The organism is Microbacterium sp. NPDC091676 (assembly GCF_044756645.1).
Classification (GTDB): Bacteria; Actinomycetota; Actinomycetes; order Actinomycetales; family Microbacteriaceae; genus Microbacterium; species Microbacterium paraoxydans_D.
This window is the reverse complement of sequence record NZ_JBIVTI010000001.1, coordinates 247,907-265,554: the sequence shown is the minus strand read 5'-3', so window position 1 is coordinate 265,554 and position 17,648 is coordinate 247,907. Positions and strand designations below refer to the sequence as shown.

General features: G+C 70.7%; 16 protein-coding genes and 1 tRNA gene. 7 read left to right on the top strand and 10 right to left on the bottom strand.

The window, feature by feature from the left end; genetic code table 11:
- The first annotated feature begins 166 nt into the window (after positions 1-166).
- Positions 167-427, top strand: coding sequence for a 30S ribosomal protein S20 (rpsT, locus tag ACIQID_RS01425; RefSeq protein WP_187661676.1), 261 nt, complete (start codon positions 167-169; stop codon positions 425-427).
- 68 nt (positions 428-495) lie between these two features.
- On the opposite strand, the gene holA is transcribed toward rpsT, so the two are convergent.
- Both holA and ACIQID_RS01415 read right to left on the bottom strand, forming a co-directional pair.
- On the bottom strand, positions 496-1,533 hold the full coding sequence (holA, locus tag ACIQID_RS01420) for a DNA polymerase III subunit delta (protein WP_025103705.1): 1,038 nt from the start codon (positions 1,531-1,533) through the stop codon (positions 496-498).
- 34 nt (positions 1,534-1,567) lie between these two features.
- The gene (locus ACIQID_RS01415) at positions 1,568-3,931 is read right to left on the bottom strand and encodes a ComEC/Rec2 family competence protein (protein ID WP_400281350.1); all 2,364 of its coding nucleotides are present in this window, start codon (positions 3,929-3,931) and stop codon (positions 1,568-1,570) included.
- Between the two features lie 186 nt (positions 3,932-4,117).
- On the opposite strand from ACIQID_RS01415, the gene ACIQID_RS01410 reads away from it, so the two are divergent.
- Positions 4,118-4,450, top strand: a complete 333-nt coding sequence (locus ACIQID_RS01410) for a hypothetical protein (RefSeq protein WP_312672254.1) — start codon at positions 4,118-4,120, stop codon at positions 4,448-4,450.
- 7 nt (positions 4,451-4,457) lie between these two features.
- Here ACIQID_RS01410 and ACIQID_RS01405 read toward each other — a convergent pair whose 3' ends face one another.
- From ACIQID_RS01405 to ACIQID_RS01395, 3 genes are all read right to left on the bottom strand, one after another.
- Positions 4,458-5,057, bottom strand: a complete 600-nt coding sequence (locus tag ACIQID_RS01405; RefSeq protein ID WP_400281346.1) for a helix-hairpin-helix domain-containing protein — start codon at positions 5,055-5,057, stop codon at positions 4,458-4,460.
- Between the two features lie 169 nt (positions 5,058-5,226).
- Positions 5,227-7,791: a leucine--tRNA ligase gene (gene leuS, locus ACIQID_RS01400; RefSeq protein WP_400281343.1), complete on the bottom strand. Its 2,565-nt coding sequence runs from the start codon at positions 7,789-7,791 to the stop codon at positions 5,227-5,229.
- Positions 7,792-7,837: 46 nt separating this feature from the next.
- Entirely contained in the window at positions 7,838-9,160 is a 1,323-nt protein-coding gene (locus tag ACIQID_RS01395; RefSeq protein ID WP_400281340.1) for an anthranilate synthase component I family protein, read from the bottom strand.
- A 41-nt stretch (positions 9,161-9,201) separates the two neighbouring features.
- Between ACIQID_RS01395 and ACIQID_RS01390 the strand changes: the two genes are divergently transcribed.
- The 3 genes from ACIQID_RS01390 to ACIQID_RS01380 are packed head-to-tail and all read left to right on the top strand — an operon-like array spanning position 9,202 to position 11,768.
- Positions 9,202-9,873 (top strand): DedA family protein, encoded by a 672-nt coding sequence (locus tag ACIQID_RS01390; RefSeq protein WP_312672248.1) that lies wholly within the window; start codon positions 9,202-9,204, stop codon positions 9,871-9,873.
- Between the two features lie 4 nt (positions 9,874-9,877).
- Complete coding sequence (locus ACIQID_RS01385) at positions 9,878-10,903, top strand: phosphatase domain-containing protein (protein ID WP_312672247.1); 1,026 nt, start codon at positions 9,878-9,880, stop codon at positions 10,901-10,903.
- A gap of 1 nt (position 10,904) precedes the next feature.
- Positions 10,905-11,768, top strand: a complete 864-nt coding sequence (locus ACIQID_RS01380; RefSeq protein ID WP_400281336.1) for a 3-methyladenine DNA glycosylase — start codon at positions 10,905-10,907, stop codon at positions 11,766-11,768.
- A gap of 5 nt (positions 11,769-11,773) precedes the next feature.
- On the opposite strand, the gene ACIQID_RS01375 is transcribed toward ACIQID_RS01380, so the two are convergent.
- Genes ACIQID_RS01375 through ACIQID_RS01355 form a run of 5 tightly spaced genes read right to left on the bottom strand, consistent with a single transcriptional unit; the run spans position 11,774 to position 16,101 of the window.
- Positions 11,774-12,985, bottom strand: a complete 1,212-nt coding sequence (locus tag ACIQID_RS01375; RefSeq protein ID WP_400281333.1) for a glycoside hydrolase family 3 N-terminal domain-containing protein — start codon at positions 12,983-12,985, stop codon at positions 11,774-11,776.
- Between the two features lie 5 nt (positions 12,986-12,990).
- Positions 12,991-13,647 (bottom strand): SDR family oxidoreductase, encoded by a 657-nt coding sequence (locus ACIQID_RS01370; RefSeq protein WP_312672244.1) that lies wholly within the window; start codon positions 13,645-13,647, stop codon positions 12,991-12,993.
- Between the two features lie 28 nt (positions 13,648-13,675).
- Positions 13,676-14,203, bottom strand: a complete 528-nt coding sequence (locus ACIQID_RS01365) for a DUF3592 domain-containing protein (protein WP_400281330.1) — start codon at positions 14,201-14,203, stop codon at positions 13,676-13,678.
- A complete protein-coding gene (locus ACIQID_RS01360) occupies positions 14,200-14,991 on the bottom strand; it encodes a hypothetical protein (RefSeq protein WP_400281327.1) in 792 nt (263 codons plus the stop codon). The genes ACIQID_RS01365 and ACIQID_RS01360 overlap by 4 nt, the downstream gene beginning before the upstream one ends.
- A gap of 42 nt (positions 14,992-15,033) precedes the next feature.
- Positions 15,034-16,101, bottom strand: a complete 1,068-nt coding sequence (locus ACIQID_RS01355) for a flavin-containing monooxygenase (RefSeq protein WP_400281324.1) — start codon at positions 16,099-16,101, stop codon at positions 15,034-15,036.
- A 135-nt stretch (positions 16,102-16,236) separates the two neighbouring features.
- Here ACIQID_RS01355 and ACIQID_RS01350 point away from each other — a divergent pair.
- Positions 16,237-16,309: transfer RNA gene (locus ACIQID_RS01350), tRNA-Ala, on the top strand.
- 207 nt (positions 16,310-16,516) lie between these two features.
- Positions 16,517-17,617, top strand: a complete 1,101-nt coding sequence (locus tag ACIQID_RS01345; RefSeq protein ID WP_400281321.1) for a hypothetical protein — start codon at positions 16,517-16,519, stop codon at positions 17,615-17,617.
- Positions 17,618-17,648 lie beyond the last annotated feature (31 nt).

Genomic DNA, 17,648 nt, shown 5'->3' with positions numbered 1-17,648 from the left:
CGCGCGACGGCGTCTCGTCCGGTCGATGTCGTTTCGCACGATCCCATCCGGTACTGGTAGACTCGACTCTTGGCTTGCGTGTGGGTTCTTCCCTCACGACCGCCGTGCAGCAGCCCTCTTCTGCTGCCGGCACTCCGAATCACTCCTGTACAGAAAGCGTCCACACGTGGCAAACATCAAGTCGCAGATCAAGCGCAACAAGACCAACGAGAAGGCTCACGAGCGCAACAAGGCCGTGAAGAGCGAGCTGAAGACTCTCGTCCGCCAGACCCGCGCGGCCGTCGCCGCCGGTGACAAGGCCGCCGCCGAGAAGAACCTGAAGAAGGCCTCGGTCAAGCTCGACAAGGCCGTCAGCAAGGGTGTCCTGCACAAGAACCAGGCGTCGAACCGCAAGTCGGCGATCGCCAAGCAGGTCTCGGCTCTCTGAGCTTCTGACTTCCGGAAAGCCCGTCTCCTCGTGAGGCGGGCTTTCTGCTTTTCCGGGAGGCGAGAGCCCTAGCCCCCGAACGGCTCACGGGTGGCGATGACCGTCACCATGCGCTCGAGCGCGAAGATCGGGTCGCGCGCCGCACCCTTCACCTCGGCGTCGGCGCGCGCGGTCGCCTGGATGGCCATGCCCAGGGAGCGCTCGTTCCAGCCCGCCAGGTCGCGGCGCGCGCGGTCGACCTGCCAGTCCTTCATCCCGAGGCGCTGGGCGAGCTGCCTGCTGGGTTCGCGGTTGCCGGCGACGCGCGCCATCGTGCGCAGCTTCATCGCGAACGCGGCGACCATCGGCACCGGGTCCGCGCCGGAGGACAGGGCATGGCGGAGCGCCACGAGAGCCTCGCCGTAGCGACCGGCGATGGCGGTGTCGGCGACGACGAACGCCGACACCTCGACTCGGCCGCCGTAGTACTTGGTGACGACCTCTTCGGTGATGTCGCCCTCGACGTCGCCGATGAGCTGCTGGCAGGCGGCGGCGAGCTCGGTGAGGTCGTCGGCGAAGGCCGAGACGAGCGCCCGCAGCGCGGGCGGAGCGATGCGCTTCTTCGCCGCCTTGAACTCGCCTGCGGCGAAGTCGACCCGGTCGCCGTCGCGCTTGATGGCGGGGCACGCGATCTCGATCCCGCCGCCGGTTCCTGCGCGCAGCGCGTCGAGGAGCTTCTTCCCGCGGACGCTGGCTCCGGTATGCCGCAGGACGACGGTCGCGCCCTCCTGCGGGTTCTCCAGATACCCGATGGCCTCCTGCAGGAACGCGTCGGAGCACTTCTCCACGCCGGACACGCGGACCAGTCGCGGCTCTCCGAACAGCGACGGCGAGGTCAGGGAGAGCAGCGTGCCGGGGGCGTAGTCGTCGGCTCGGACGTCGCTGACCTCGAGCGCCGGATCCTCGGCACGGAGGTAGTCGCGTACCCCGGCGATCGCGCGCTCGGCGCAGACCTCTTCCGGCCCTGAGACGAGCACCAGCGGTGCGGGATGCGGCTCCCGCCACGATACCTGCGGGATCTTCGTGGCCTTCGCGCCGCCGCGGGAGGGGGGACGGGAAGCTGCCATGGGACCAGCCTACCGGCGGCGTCGGACACCCGACTCAGGGCGGCGCGACGTCGGTCCAGACGCGGAGGGCATCGTCCTCGATGCCGAGCAGGGTGCGGCCGTCGTGGTCGGTGCGGTAGACGTGCGTACCGAGAGCCGACAGCATCTCCAGGGTCTCCTGACGCGGGTGCCCGTAGTCGTTGCCCGCGCCGACCGTGATGAGCGCCACGCTCGGCTGCAGAGCCTCGTAGAGGGCGGGCTCCTGGTCAGCGCTCCCATGGTGGGCGACCTTCACCACGTCGTATCGTGTCAGCGACATACCGCGGAGCAGCGCGCGTTGCGGGGCCGCGGACAGATCGCCGAGGAACAGAGCACGGGGCACTCCTCCCCCGGCGAACTCGGTGACGACGCTCGCATCGTTGCCCGACGGGAAGGCGACGCTGTCCTTCGGCGGCCAGAGCACTCGCCACGACGCTGCGCCGAGAGCGCCCCGGTCCCCGGCGCCGACCGCGCGGAGGGCCGCGCCCGCCCGCGCCAGGTCGTCGAGCACGCGCGCATCGGCGTCATCGGCGGGCGGTCCGTGCAGCACCGTACCCACCCGCCCTTCGAGCACCGCCGCACCCCCGATGTGGTCCGCGTCGAAGTGCGTGAGCACGAGGAGGTCGATGCGATCGACGCTCAGCGAGCGGAGGCAGGCATCGAGCGTCCCCGGGTCCGGTCCCGTGTCGATGAGGGCGATCGCGCCCTGCGAACGCACCAGGATCGCGTCGCCCTGGCCCACGTCGCACGCGGCGATCGCCCACGCGTGCGGCGTCACGAGCGGGGCGAGCGGACCGTCGACCAACGCGCGGGAGGTGCCGACGGACGCCACGACGATGAGGACGGCGGCCGCCACGCATCGGGCGACGGTGAGGACCCCGCCGAACGTCGAAGTCCCCCGCTGACGAGACCGCACCGCCACGACGTCGGTGCGCGCGACGTCCCTGGGGCGCGGCCTTCCGCGGCAGCACACGATGGCGATCGCGACGCTCACGAGCGCGACCAGCGCAGCGCTGCCGAGGCCGGCGGGGAGGAGCACCTGAGCGCCGGGGAGCCCGGAAGTGACGTGCGCGACCGTCGCGATCCACGCAGACGGCAGCCAGGCGGACGCGGCGAGCAGATCCGCGACGAGTGGGAGAGGCGCAGCGAGACAGGCGACGAGCCCGATCACGGTGGCGACCGGCGCAGCCGGCTCGGCGAGGAGGTTCGCGACGACCGAGACGAGCGACTGCTGTTCCGCGAACAGTGCGATCACGGGCGCGCACGCGAGCTGCGCCGCCAGAGGCACGGCGATCGCCAGGGCGAGCGGACCGGGCAGCCAGCGCCCGATCCCGTTCGCCAACGCCGGGGCGAGCAGGATGAGGGCCCCGGAGGCCACGGCGGACAGCGCGAATCCCGGGGTCGACGCGAGCCAGGGATCGGCGACGAGGAGCGCGGCCACGCACAGGGCCAGCATTCCGGCCCCTGCGCTCGGCCGCCCGACGAGGATCGACAGCATGCCCGTCGCAGCCATCGTGGAGGCCCGGACGACGCTCGGCTCCGGGGTCACGAGAACGACGAACGCCGCCAGCGCGAGGGCGGCGAGCATGACCCGCAGCGCCCGCGTCCCGCCGCTGAGCGCCACGATCCCGAACACCGCGGCGACGACGATCGCGCAGTTCGCCCCGGACACGGCGGTGAGGTGGCTGAGGCCGCTCGTGCGCATGTCGGCGTCGACCGCAGCGGGCACGGCGGTGGTGTCGCCCACCGCCAGCCCCGGGAGGAGTCCGGCACCGGGTTCCGGGAGCCGTGTCGCGCGCTCGACGAACGACCGGCGGAGGTCGGCAGCGAACCCGAAGACGCCAGGTGCGGGCCGTTCCACCGTTCCCGCGGTGACGAAGACGACGAGCACGGCCCGCTCCCCCGGGTCCGTTCGCACACTCTCTCCGGTCACCCGCACCTGCGCACCGAGGACGAACCCCCGCGCCTCCTCGATGCCGATGCGCACCGGACCGGCCGCCGGCGCCACGGCTCCCGGCGCACCGATGCCGCTCAGCTGCACGTCCATCCACAGGCGCCCGTCCCGTCCCACGGACGCCGATGACGAGACTTCACCGACCGCTTCGATGACCCTGCCGTCCCACCCGTGCAGGGCGTCACGGTCCGCGGACTGTGCAAGCGCGGTGAAGGCCACGGACGCCGCCGCGACGAGAACCACGATGACGACTCCTCCGATCGTCGCGACGGCGCGGCGCCGGATCGCGAGCGCGGCGCCGATGATCACCGCGGATGCCAGGCATCCCCCCACCAACCACCCCGCCGTTCCCGGCACGAATACGCAGACCAGGGCCGCACCCCACGCACCGACAGCCACCGGCAGCAGGCGCAGATCACGCGTCATCGCGGATCCCCACTCGAAACCCGGGGACGAACGCGGCAGCTCATGCATCCGATCAACGTAGAGTCGCGCCGACTCCCGCTCCGCCCGCCTCGAGCGCTCCCGCAGGAGCAGAGGACAACGACCCTGGAGGTCAGGGTGTGGAGGAGCACTTCTCCGATAGCGGAGACAGCCCGCTATGGTTCGCGCATGACGGAATCTCTGGGGGATTCTCCGGACGAACCCGCTGTGGCCGAGCGCAAGCTCCGCCGTCGGGGATGGCTGATTGCGCTCCTCGCAGTGGGGTGGCTCGGGATGACCGTGGGCGGAGCATTTCTCTTCGCCGGCCTCACCGGACGATGGATCCCGACCGTCTTCCTCGGGCTCACGATCGGCCTGGGTATGTTCATCCAACTGATCCGAGATCAGAAGCGGTGCCGGCGGGAGCTCATCAACGCGGGCAGCGTTCAGGGGAAGGAGGCTGCGCACGGACCGGACGCCGACACGCAGTCGTCGCACGACACCGCTGATCCCCAGGGGTAGGCGACTCTCACACGCGCACCCCGTCTCGCAGCCCCTCCAAGACCTTCTCCCCGATCCCCGGCACCGCCAGGAGATCGTCGACCGTGCGGAACCGACCGTTGTCCTCGCGCCACGCGACGATGCGCTCGGCCAGCGCCGGTCCGATTCCCGGGAGCTCCTCCAGAGCCGCCTGATCCGCCGTGTTCAGATCGACGGTGCCGTCACCGGGCGGCGCAGCCGAGGGGTCGGCGACGGCACCCACGACCGGGACCAGGATCTGCTCACCGTCCTCGACCCGGCGGGCGAGATTGACCCCCGCGAGGTCGGCGGCGTCCGTCGACCCGCCGGCGGCCGCGAGAGCGTCGACGACCCGGGAGTCGGCGCGCAGGACGTACAGGCCCGGGCGCTCGACCGCCCCGAGCACATGCACGTAGATCTCCGCGGGCGCGGGCTCGACCGACGCCGAGCTCTCCGCGAGCGGAACCGCATCGACGGACGACGGTTGACCCCGCATCAGCCCGAGGCCGACGGCCGTGGAGAGCGCGACGATCGCCAGCACGACCGCCGCGCCGAGCCCGAGGCGGAGCCTCCGACGGGGCGGAGGAGGTGGAGGCGGAGGCGAGGTCATCCGGTCACACTAAGCTCCGCGCCCACCACCTTCGGGCGCCGGACACAGCGACCGTGGAGAAGCGCTCAGACGGGACTCATCGTGGAGGACTGCCGTTCCCGGTCGCGACGTGATCCGGGCATCATCCCTTCGCACCGGGGTAGGCGGAACCGCGGAGCACGCCGAGGACTCAGCCCTTGACGACGATGCTGACGATCTTCGGGGCTCGCACGACGACCTTGACGATCTCGCGATCGCCGATCGACCGGATGACGCGCTCATCGGCTCGCGCCAGCGCCTCGAGCTCGGCCTCGCCGATGCGTGCCGGCACCTCGAGCTGCGCGCGCACCTTGCCGCCGATCTGCACGACCGCGGTGACGGTGTCCTCGACGAGCAGCGCCGGGTCGGCGGAACGCCACGACACGAGTCCGACGGACGGCTCGTGTCCCAGGATCTCCCACATCTCCTCCGCGGTGTGCGGGGCGATGAGGTCGAGCATGACGGCGATGGTCTCCGCCGCCTCACGGACGGCGGGGTCGGCAGCACCGGCAGCGCCGTCGATCGTCTTGCGGGTCACGTTGACCAGCTCCATCAGACGGGCGACGAGCACGTTGAACTTCGTCTGCTCGACCAGCGCGGGCGCCTCGGCGAGCAGCTTGTGCGTCGCGCGGCGCAGCGCCGCGTCGCCCCCGTCGAAAACGACGTCGACGGGGCTGGCGACCTCGTGCGCGATCCGCAGGGCGCGCGCGAGGAACTTCTGCGCACCGGTGGTCGACACGTCCGCCCAGTCCTTGTCGTCCTCCACCGGACCGGCGAAGGCCAGACCGACGCGGAGCGCGTCGGCGCCGTGGGCGTCGAGCTCCTCCTGGAACAGCACCAGGTTGCCCTTGCTCTTCGACATCTTCTGGCCGTCGAGCAGCACCATGCCCTGGTTGATCAGGTTGGAGAACGGCTCGGTGAAGTCGATGAGTCCCATGTCGAAGAGCACCTTCGTGATGAAGCGTGCGTACAGCAGGTGCAGGATCGCGTGCTCGACACCGCCGATGTACGAGTCCACCGGGGCCCAGCGCGCCGCCTGGGCCGGGTCGAACGCCACCGTATCGCTGTTCGGCGACAGGAACCGGAGGAAGTACCAGGAGCTGTCGACGAAGGTGTCCATCGTGTCCGGATCACGCAGCACCGGGTCGCCGGTCTCCGGATCCGTCGTGCGCACCCAGCTCTCGGCCCCACCCAGCGGGGACGTGCCCTTCGGCTTGAGGTCGAGGCCCTCGACGCTCGGCAGCTTGACCGGCAGCCGGTCCTCCGGGACCGGGACGATGCGGCCGTCGTCGGTGTGCAGCATCGGGATCGGGGTCCCCCAGAACCGCTGACGCGAGATCAGCCAGTCACGCAGGCGGTAGTTCTTCGCCGCCCGACCCGTCCCCGTGGCCTCCAGCTGCTCGATGGCGCGCGCGATCGCGTTGCGCTTCGACAGTCCATTCAGCGGACCGGAGTTGATCATGCGCCCCTCGCCGGTGAGCGCGACACCGGTCTTCGCCGGGTTCTGCTCGTCGAGCGCGGCATCGGCGTCGATCGGGACGCCGTCCTCATCCACCTCGATGACCGGCATGGCACCGGTGACCGGAGCGGTGGTGTCGACGACGACCTTGACCGGCAGATCGAACGCGCGTGCGAAGTCCAGGTCGCGCTGGTCGTGCGCCGGGACCGCCATGACGGCGCCGTGCCCGTAGTCGGCCAGCACGTAGTCGGCGGCCCAGATCGGGAGCTTCTCGCCGTTGACCGGGTTGATCGCGTAGCGGCCCAGGAACACGCCCGTCTTAGGACGGTCGGTGGACTTCCGATCGATGTCCGTGGTCTTCTGCACCTCGGCCAGGTAGGCCTGGAAGCGCTCGCGCACCTCGGGCTCGGCCTCCGCGGCGATCTCGGCGGCCAAGTCGCCGTCGGGCGCGACGACGAAGAACGTCGCGCCGTGCAGCGTGTCCGGACGGGTCGAGAACACCGTCACGGGCTCCTCGCGGCCTTCGATGCGGAAGTCGACATCGGCACCGACGGAACGGCCGATCCAGTTGCGCTGCATCTGCAGCACCTTGTGCGGCCAGAACCCCTCGAGCTGGTTCAGGTCGTCGAGCAGGCGGTCCGCATAGTCGGTGATGCGGAAGTACCACTGGGTGAGCTTCTTCTTGACGACCTCGTAGCCGCAGCGCTCACAGCGCCCGTCCACGACCTGCTCGTTGGCCAGGACCGTCTGGTCGTTCGGGCACCAGTTGACCGGGCTCTTCTTCCGGTACGCCAGACCGCGCTCGTACATCTTCAGGAACAGCCACTGGTTCCAGCGGTAGTACTCGGGGTCGGACGTGTGCAGCACCCGGCTCCAGTCGAACGAGACGCCGTACTGCTGGAAGCCGACCTTCTGCTGCGCGATGTTCTGGTACGTCCACTCGCGCGGGTCGGCACCCTGACGGATCGCGGCGTTCTCCGCGGGCAGGCCGAAGGAGTCCCACCCGATCGGGTTCAGGACGTTGTGACCGCGGTGCCGCCAGAAGCGGGCGACGATGTCGGAGTACAGGTAGTTCTCCGCGTGCCCCATGTGCAGGTCACCGGAGGGGTACGGGAACATGGCCAGCACGTAGCGCCGCGGCCGCGTGTCGTCGTCGCCGCCCGTGAGGAACGTCTCGTGCTCCGCCCAGTACTTCTGCCACTTGGCCTGGATGGCGTGCGGCGAGGAGAACTCCTCGTCGACGGGAGCGGTGGACATGTTCTCGGACAACGAACGCACGACCAATCTGAAGGAAAAAACGGGATCAGTTCAGGATATCGGAACGCCAGGTGACGGGCATTTCCGCGCCGAGCGCCGCGAGAGGGGCGCGGGCCTTCGTGGCGACCTCACGCACCTCGGCCGCGGGCACCGATCCCCACGTGATCCCACCACCGGCGCCGACGAACGCCGCCTCCTCGTCCACGACGATGCTGCGGATCACCATCGCGAGATCGAGAGCGCCGTCGACGCCGATGTAGCCGAAGCAGCCGGCGTAGATGTCGCGCGGGCCTTCTTCGAGCTCGTGCAGCTGCGTCATCGCCGACAGCTTCGGCGCGCCGGTCATGCTCCCGGCGGGGAACGCCGCCTCCAGCAGCGCTCCGACCGTGGTCCCCTCCGCGGCCGTGCCGCTGATGGTGCTGACGAGCTGATGCACGGCGGGATAGCTCTCCACCTCCCAGAGCCCCTCGACCCGGATCGACCCCGGCACGCACACCCGGGAGAGGTCGTTGCGCATGAGGTCGACGATCATGACGTTCTCGGCCCGCTCCTTCGGGTCCGCGGCCAGCTCCGCGGCGAGCGCGGCATCGGTCACGGCATCGGTGCCTCGAGGGCGGGTCCCCTTGATGGGCCGGGTGCGGATGACGCCACCGCCGGCGTGGAGGAACTGCTCGGGGCTGGCGCTGAGGAGCGCACGTCCCCCGATGCGCAGGAATCCGCCATGGTGGGCGGGAGTCGCCGCCCGGAGCCGCTCGTACACGGCGACGGGGTCGTGGGACCCTGGCACGGTGAACCGCGTCGTGAGGCAGAGCTGGTAGGCGATGCCGGCGTGGATGAGGTCACGGCAGCGTTCGATGAGCTGCTCGTATGCGGCAGGGGTATGGCGGGCCTCGGCGACGTGACGGTCCTCCCGCGGCCGCGGGGTCGGCGTCTCGGGACCGGTGGCGGCCAGGAGACTCTGCAGCCAGCCCTCCCCTTCGCCCGTCTCCTCCGCCGGGGCCAGGAGCCACAAGCGGTGCGCGGCATGATCGAACGCCATGGCCATGCTCACGCGCAGCCACGTCCGGGCTTCCGGCTCCGGATCGGTGGCGACCGGAGCCCCCGCGCGGACGGCTCCGCTCTCGTAGTCGCGCCAGCCCACCCATCCCCCGCGGAACGGCGGCATCCCCGCCTCGACGGGCCCGGTATCCAGCCGCACGTCCTCCGGGAGCGGTTCCGCGACCCCGGTGCCGAGGAAGCTCCATCCCTCGACGGCGTCAGCGCCCGCATCGAGCCAGAACACGTCCGACCGCCGCGCCGCGAGCACCGGGAAGAGGCGCTCCGGAGCCACCCAGGACGACAGCGGTCGGGGGCTCAGACGGTCGGGCACCTTTCCAGCCTAGGACCGGGCCGCTCCCGTATCCTCATGGGGTGGACGACCTCCTGCTCTGGCTCCTCGACACCGTGCAGTCGATCGATCCGGTCACGCGCACGCTGGTCGCAGGTCTGGCCGTCATGCTGGAGACGAGCATCCTCATCGGCCTCATCGTCCCGGGCGACACGATCGTCATCATCGCCTCGATGGGGGTCGCCACCCCTCTGGAGGGCATCGCGATGGGCGTGGCCGTCGTCGTCGGCGCCCTCATCGGCGAGAGCATCGGCTTCTGGCTCGGCCGCTGGCTGGGCCCCTACATCCGTGCCTCCTGGCTCGGGCGGCGGATCGGCGAGCACAACTGGGTCCGTGCGGAGAACTACCTGGCCCGACGCGGCGGCATCGCCATCTTCCTCTCCCGCTTCCTCCCGGTCCTCCACTCGCTCGTCCCTCTCACGGTCGGAATGAGCGAGTACCCCTACCGGCGCTTCCTGGCCTGGACGACCCCGGCCTGCATCATCTGGGCCACGGCGTATGTGAGCGTCACCTCGCTGGCGGCCGGGAGCTTCCGTGAGCTCGTCGACCGCGTGCACTTCGCGGGCTACCTGTTCGTCGGAGTCATCGCCCTGTTCCTCGTGCTCGCCTACTTGGGCAAGCGGCTGCTGCACCGTCTCGAAGCTCGTCATCTGGAGGCCCCGGCGGCGGAGTCCGACGCCGACGTGAAAGACTGAGGCAATGGCCCCCGCACCCCCGGCGCCCAGGATCCACTGGTTCGCCCGTCTCGAGCACCGCCTGCACGTGTGGCGCGAGGGACGAGCGCGCCGCCGCGGCCGGAACGCCACCGTGCTGCCCTTCCCGGGCTACGGCGGCCCCGGATGGGTCCGTGTACTGGGTCGCGTGCTCATCGTCCCGCCGCAGCGCCGCGGTCGCGACGGGGAACCGGCGAGCATCCGCGGCTGGCGCAGCTTCGTCGGCATCCCCGTGGGCTTCGCCTCGGTCGACGTGCATGTCGGCGACAGCACGCATCGGGTGGTCGCCGACCGCGGCGGTGTCATCGACACCGTCATCCGCGCCGACCTCGAGCCCGGCTGGCAGACGTTCACCATCACCGTCGAGGGACAGGAGCCGATCGAGGCGCGGGCCTTCATCGTCGCGGAGAGCACCCGCTTCGGCGTCGTCTCCGATGTCGACGACACGGTCATGGTCACGGCGCTCCCCCGGCCCTTCATCGCCTTCTGGAACTCGTTCGTCGTCGACGAGCACGCCCGCATCCCGGTGCCGGGGATGGCCGTGCTGCTCGACCAGCTGCTCCGGGAGCATCCGGGTGCCCCGATGGTCTATCTCTCCACCGGCGCCTGGAACGTCGCCCCCACGCTGTCACGGTTCCTCGGTCGGCATCTGTTCCCCGCCGGCTCGCTGCTCCTGACCGACTGGGGACCCACCCACGATCGCTGGTTCCGCAGCGGCCGCGAGCACAAGCTCACGAACCTCCGGCGGCTGGCCACCGAGTTCCCGGACGTCAGATGGCTCCTGATCGGCGACGATGGCCAGCACGACGAGGCCATCTACACGCAGTTCCAGGAGGAGTACCCGGATTCGGTCGCCGGTGTCGCGATCCGGCGGCTGCTCCCTGCCGAGGCGGTGCTCGCCGGCGGCCGTGCCGAGATGGAGTCGCATGACGCGGACGAGGTGCCGTGGGTGAGCGCGGAGGACGGCGCGGGTCTGCGCGACCAGCTCGGCGACGCCGGCATCCTGCACTGACATGATCCTCACGCGTGACGACTGGCTCCGGCGCGAGGACGCGCATCGGGAACGGGCCGACGCGCTGACGGCCGGGCACCGAGAGCGCGTCGCACGCGGGGAGAAGCATCCCGTGTGGGATTTCCTCTTCACCTACTACGGCTACAAGCCCGCACAGCTCCGCCGGTGGCACCCCGGAGCGCGTGTGGAGCTGGAGGAGGCCCCAGAGCGGGTGGCCTGGCGCTGGTACTCCCCCGGGATCACACCCGGCGGCGCGATCCCCGACGCCCAGCGCTTCGCCGCCGAGAAGCCCGAGCTCGCTCGCCTCGTCTCGCTGATGCTGCGCCGTACCGGCTCCCGGCCCGGGCAGTTCGGCTGCTTCGGCCTGCACGAGTGGGCGATGGTCTACCGCGCCGCAGAGCATCGGCATGCCGTCCCCCTGCGGCTCGGACAGGAGGGCACGGACGCGGTGGTCGAGGGGCACGATCTCCGCTGCACGCACTTCGACGCCTTCCGGTTCTTCACTCCGGAGGCGGTGCCCCGCAACCGGGCCGCGTTGACGAGAGAGGATCAGCCGCTCCTCGAACAGCCCGGCTGTCTGCACGCCGGCATGGACCTGTACAAGTGGGCGATGAAGCTCGGCCCGCTGATCCCCGGGGAACTGCTGCTGGACACGTTCGAGCTGGCGCGCGACATCCGGCTGCTCGACATGCAGGCCGCCCCGTACGATCTGTCCGCGTGGGATGTCGAACCGGTGCGCATCGAGACGCCGGAGGGCAAGGCCGAGTACGTCCGGCGCCAGCGCGGTTTCGCAGACCGCGGCGCCGCGCTCCGCGCCTCCCTCCTCGCCGCCTGGCTCAGCCCGGACGAGCGCGCCGCAGCCTGAGCGCGTCAGCGGGCGGTGCAGTCCCCGCAGACGGCCCACGACGACGACGCGGCGGCGAGCTCCAGACGCAGGGCGAGCACACGGGTCGCCGCGTCCTCCAGACGCTCGGCGGGGAGCGTCCCGGCGTCGACCGCCGCGGTGATCCCCGCGGCCATCTCGGTCGCGGTCTGCGCCGTGGAGCCCGCGATCATGAGCACGAGGTCGTTGCCGGCCGCGACCGCGGCGACGCCGTTCGCGACGGGGTCGGCGTACGCCGGATCCCCCGAGGACAGCAGCATGCCGAGGTCGTCCGTCACGGCCACACCGTCGAACCCGAGCTCTTCCCGCGCGATGCGATGCCACTCCGCGGAGAGCGACGCCGGACGGGAGTCCACGGCGGTGTACGCGAGATGGCCGTACATGAGCACCGAGGCGCCGGCGTCGATGCCGGCGGCGAACGGGACGGCGTCCGCTTCGCGCCACGCGGCCTTCGTCATGCCGGTGCTCGGGATCGCGTGATGGGAGTCTCCCGGCGCCGCTCCGTGCCCGGGGAAGTGCTTGAGCGTCGACGCGACGAAGTGCTCCTGACCCTCTGTCGCGGCGGCGGTGCGAGCGGCGGCACCCTCCGGATCGGTGCCGAGGGCTCGTCCGAAGATGAACGAGCCGGGGTCCGCGGGGACGTCGGCGACGGTGCCGAAGTCGACCGTGATCCCGGCGCGGGCGACGAGCGCGCCGCGGGCCGCGAAGGCCGCCGAGGTCTCGGTCACCGGTCGGCTCTTCAGGGTCGTCGACGCCGGGAAGGTGTCCCAGGGCAGGCGCGAGACGATGCCGCCCTCCTGGTCCACGGCGATCAGCGGCGGGAGGGCGGGGTCGATCGTCAGCGCGGCCGTCAGTGTGCGGAGCTCTTCCTCCGTGGCCGGGATGTTCCCGCCCATGAGGATGAATCCGCCGAGCCCCGATTGCATGTAGGCACGCAGCGCCGCCGGGTCGGTCCCGCCGATGTGCCCCATCACGATGGATGACGCCTGCTCCGCGGTGCTCATGTCCGCGACGAGGGCGGCGGCCTGCTCTCGGGTCGCGCCGGGCTCTGCGGCCTGCACCGACACCGCCTCGGCAGCGGACTCGGGGCTGGACTGCGCGACCGCCGACAGCGACGTGCCCCCGGTAAGAGCGACCAGGACGAGCGCGGCACCGACGACCCGCCGCACCCGGCGCCCGAGTGACCGGCCCCGGTTCATCGTCCTCAGCGCGCGAGCGCCTCGGCGATCGGCACCGAGGTCTCCTCGTCGCCGTTGCCGAAGCGGATCGTGCGCCCGATCGTGCCGGGGTCCTCGAGGGTGGCGACGATGACCGCCGCGACGTCGGCGCGGGAGACCTCGCCGCGGCCCTCCGGGTCGATGCGGATGCGCCCGGTCGGATCATCGAAGGTCAGCGTGCCGGGGCCGAGGATCGTCCCGTCGAGACCGGAAGCGCGGAGGTGCTCGTCTGCGGCCCACTTCGCATCGGCGTACGGGAAGAAGGAGTCGTCTTCCGGGATGCCGTGCTCAGCCGTGGAGCCGATCCACGACACCATGACGTATCGGCGCACGCCGGCGCGTTCGGCCGCGTCCATGGTCCGCTCCGCCGCGTCCCGATCGACGGCGTAGGTGCGCTCGGGGCTCCCGCCCCCGGCGCCGGCGGACCACACCACGGCGTCGTGCCCGCGGATGATCTCGGTGAGGGCGTCGACGTCCATGGTCTCGATGTCGGCGACGAGAGCGATCGCGCCCCCCTCCTCCACCTCGGACACGTGATCGGGGTTGCGGATCACCCCCGTGACCTCGTGCCCGCGGGCGACGAGGAGCGGGGCGAGCAGCAGGGCGATGCGGCCGTGGCCGCCGAAGACGAGGATGCGCGACATGTCTTCACCCTACGCGCCCTCTCCGACGTCAGTCCGGGATCTGGGAACTGTCGATGACGAAGGCCTGCGGGTGCGAGGGCAGGTACCGCACGACCACCGGCGCCCCGCTCGGGAGCCACGCGTCACGGTCCGGGTACACGGCCGGAGTGAAGAAATCGCTCTCCAGCGTGTACTCGGTGCCGTCGGCAGCCGTGAACGTCACCCAGTCCCCGTCGACCGTGCCCGTCGTCGGGCGCCCGTTCTCGAAGATGTACGCGCGGGTCACCGGGACGCCGGTCAGACTCAGGATCCCGATGACGAGGAAGCCGAGCATGACGAAGGCCAGCACCCGGAAGACCACGCGGACCACGGCGCCGACGACGTTCCCGCGGGAGCGCGTGGCTGCCGGGAGCAGACCCTCGCGCTCGCGCACGGCTCTCAGCGAACCGCCGCCGCTGGTTCCCCGCGCCGAGACAGCGAACAGACCGAGGATCGAGAACGCCGCGATGAACACCATCGCGTAACCGTGCGCGGCCGGGAAGTTCACCAGCCACATCAGCGTGTCGAGGGGGTTCATCGGGCCGGCTCCTTCTCGATGGTGACGGCGACCGTGTGCGGGTCCTCCCGCCGGTAGAACGCCCAGATCGGCGCCCCCACCTGCAGGCGCGACACGGCCTGCGGGTAGACGAACACGGTGGTGTCGGCCTCCCACGGCTCTGCGCCCTCGGGGGCCACGAGCACCTTCAGCGCGAGCTCGCTCTGCCCCTCACGACGCCGGCCGGTCGGACGCACCTCCACGACGGACGCGGGCACCTGGGTCCCCGTCGTGCGCGCGCGGACCTGGGACGGGTCGATGAGGCCGCGGTCGATGCGCCACTGCAGCATCGCCTCTCGGACGCTCGGGTCGCTGAGGTCCGCGAGTTCGACCGTATCGGGGTCGTCGACGTTGTAGCGGACGGGGACGGGCTGCCCCACTTGCAGCGCTCCGACGTCGCCGGCGTCGAGCAGCATGCGCAGCTGTCCGATGAAGTCGTCGCCGATGCTGGGGCTGACCCGGATGAAGAGGTCGTACTGCGGGACGTCGTTCACGGTGACGCCGGTCCGGGACATCTCGACGACGGTGCCGACACCGATCTGGGCCGGACCACGGACCTTCTTGCGCCGCGCCAGTCCCGACATCGGCCCACCGAAGGTGAGCAGCAGACCCCACGCCACACCGATCACGATGGGGCCGCCGAGACCGTCACCGCTCGCGAACGGGAGGATCGACTCGCGCTGATCCACCCCGAACAGGCCTTCGCCGACCCAGACGAGGAGCCACGCGGAGAGAAGCAGCCAGACGACGGTCAGGACGATGCGCAGCATGCCTCCCAGCGTATCCAGAGGAGGCCTCGGGCGACGAAACGGTCAGGACGAGACCGCGGCTCCCGTCTTCGCGAGCGCGCGGACGACACCGGCCGCAGCGGCCCGCCCCGCCCGGTTCGCGCCGATGGTGCTCGCAGAGGGGCCGTACCCGACGAGCTGCACCCGGGGGTCGGCCACCGCTGTCGTGCCGCGGCCGCCGCGGTCGAGCTGGATTCCGCCGGCGGCACTGCGCAGATGGAGGGGAGCGAGGTGACCGATCGCGGGTCGGAACCCCGTCGCCCACAGGATCACGTCGACGCGCTCGAACGCTCCATCGGCCCAGCACACGCCGTCGGGTTCGATGCGCTGGAAGAGCGGCCGACGGTCGGCATACGCCCCGAGACGCTCCGCTTCCCGTTCCTGCGGTCGCAGCATCAGACCCGTGACGCTGACCACGCTCTCCGGGGGCAGTCCTGCTGCCACCCGCTTCTCGACGAGCGCGACAGCGGCCGCACCGGCCTCCGGCGTGAAGTCGTCGTCGCGCCAGACGGGCGGGCGCCGGGTGACCCACAGCGTCTCGGTGAGAGGAGCGAGGGCACCGAGGAACTGCACCGCGGACGCACCGCCGCCGACGACCAGCACCCGCTTGCCGAGGAAGTGCTCCGGACCCGGATAGTCGACGGTGTGGAACTGCTCCCCGAGGAACGTCTCCATCCCCGGATAGTGCGGGAGGAAGGGTTGCGTCCAGGTGCCCGTCGCGTTGACGAGGGTGCGGGTGCGCCACTCCCCCTCGTCGGCCTCGACGACCAGGACCCCGGCGTCGCCATGGACCCGGCGGACGTGCACCGGCCGCAGCACCGGCAGATCATGGGCCTTCTCGTACGCGGCGAAATACTCCGGCACCGCGATATTGGCCCGACGCCCGTCCCGCGGCGGCGCGGCGTCTCCCGGGAGCTCGGCGACCCCGTGCACGTCGCGCATCGTGAGGGCGTCCCACCGGTGCTGCCAGGCTCCCCCGGCCCGTGCATCGGCATCCAGCACGACGTGCTCGATCCCACGACGGCGCAGGTGGAACGACGCGGACAGCCCGGCCTGGCCGGCGCCGATCACGATGCTGTCGAGAGTGCTCACGATGGATCGAACGCCGTCGGTCCTCCGGATGTTCCTCGTGCCCCGACGCGCCCGGGCGGCCCGCCCCGATTGGTGCGGATGCGGATTCGTGTAGTAGTGTTTTCACGTTGCCCGGAGCACTCTGGAGCAGCGTCTGGGCCTGTGGCGCAGCTGGTAGCGCACCTGCATGGCATGCAGGGGGTCAGGGGTTCGAGTCCCCTCAGGTCCACGAAAAACCCCTGGTTATCCAGGGGTTTTCGTGTTTCTGGGCCGTGCCGCATCCCGCCGCATCAGGCATGCGCGCCCCATCAGGCACTCACCGTTCTCCTCGCCTGACGCCGCGCGCTCGCCTGAAGAGGAGCATACGAAATCGAACAACCTCGGCGGTAACGTGTTACATATGCACTCTTCCGTCACCCGGTCTCGCGGTCGCCGCGTGGCCCCTGTGATCCTCGGTGTTCTCGCCGTCCTCGCGCTCGGCATCGGCGGGGTGATCGCGTGGCGCCTCCTCGCCCCCACCCCGTCGGACTACGACGGGCTCGACGCCACCGACAAGGAGATGCTCACGCAGCTGTCGGAGCAGTACGACATCACGGCGGCGCATGCGGCGGAGATCTGGACGGACGCCTACCGGTACGAGGAGCAACCGCTGGTGCTGCTGCGCACGGACGGGGAGAAGAGCTCCTTCTGGTCGCACGCGATCCTCGTCAACATGAGCGGCGTCACGGACACCTCCGGCATGACGAAGATCGACGTTCCCGGAGCCACTCACCTCGATGACGTCCGCATCAGCCGGACATTCGGTGTCGGGGAGTGGCTGCTGTACGCTCCGTCGAACTTCGGCGTCATCGACGTGAGCGGAGACGATGTCCTCGCGTTCAAGTACAACCAGGCGATCCTCGACACCGAGACGACGACATCGCAGGGTTTCGCGCGCTTCTCCCTGCACGAGAACTTCCACGTCACGAAGCAGGGGCTCGATCCGGAAGCGCCCGGCGCCTGGCCCTGGGTGGCCGGTGGGCTCATCCCCGACTACCCGCACACGGAGGCGCAGTACGAGCTGCTCCGCGTCGAGGCGCGGATCTTCGACAAGGTCGAGACCGAGACGGACCCGCAGGCGCTGGCCACCCTCGCGTCCGACCTCGCCACGGTGCGCATGGCACGCTATACGACGTGGCCGACTCTGGAGCTGGAGATCCAGCTGGAGGCCATCGAAGGGACGGCGACCTACGTCGAGCGGGCTTTCGACAAGGCACGAGGCCTCACGCCCGTACAGACCACCTTCACCGACGGCCTCGACGCTCTGATCGACGACCCGGAACAGCAGATCATCCTGGAACGCGACTACTCCTACTTCTCGGGAGCCCAGCTCGGCCTGCTCCTCGACCACATCGCTCCCGACTGGAAGACGCAGATCGAGCCGGCTCCCGTCGGGTCCGCGTCGACTCCGTTCGCGACGCTGCAGCGCGTGACCGGCGTGACCACGGCACCCGACGAGGCACAACTCCGCACGATCGTGGACCGCTACCTCCCCTAGCTCATCCGCTCGGCCTCAGGCACTCGCGCGA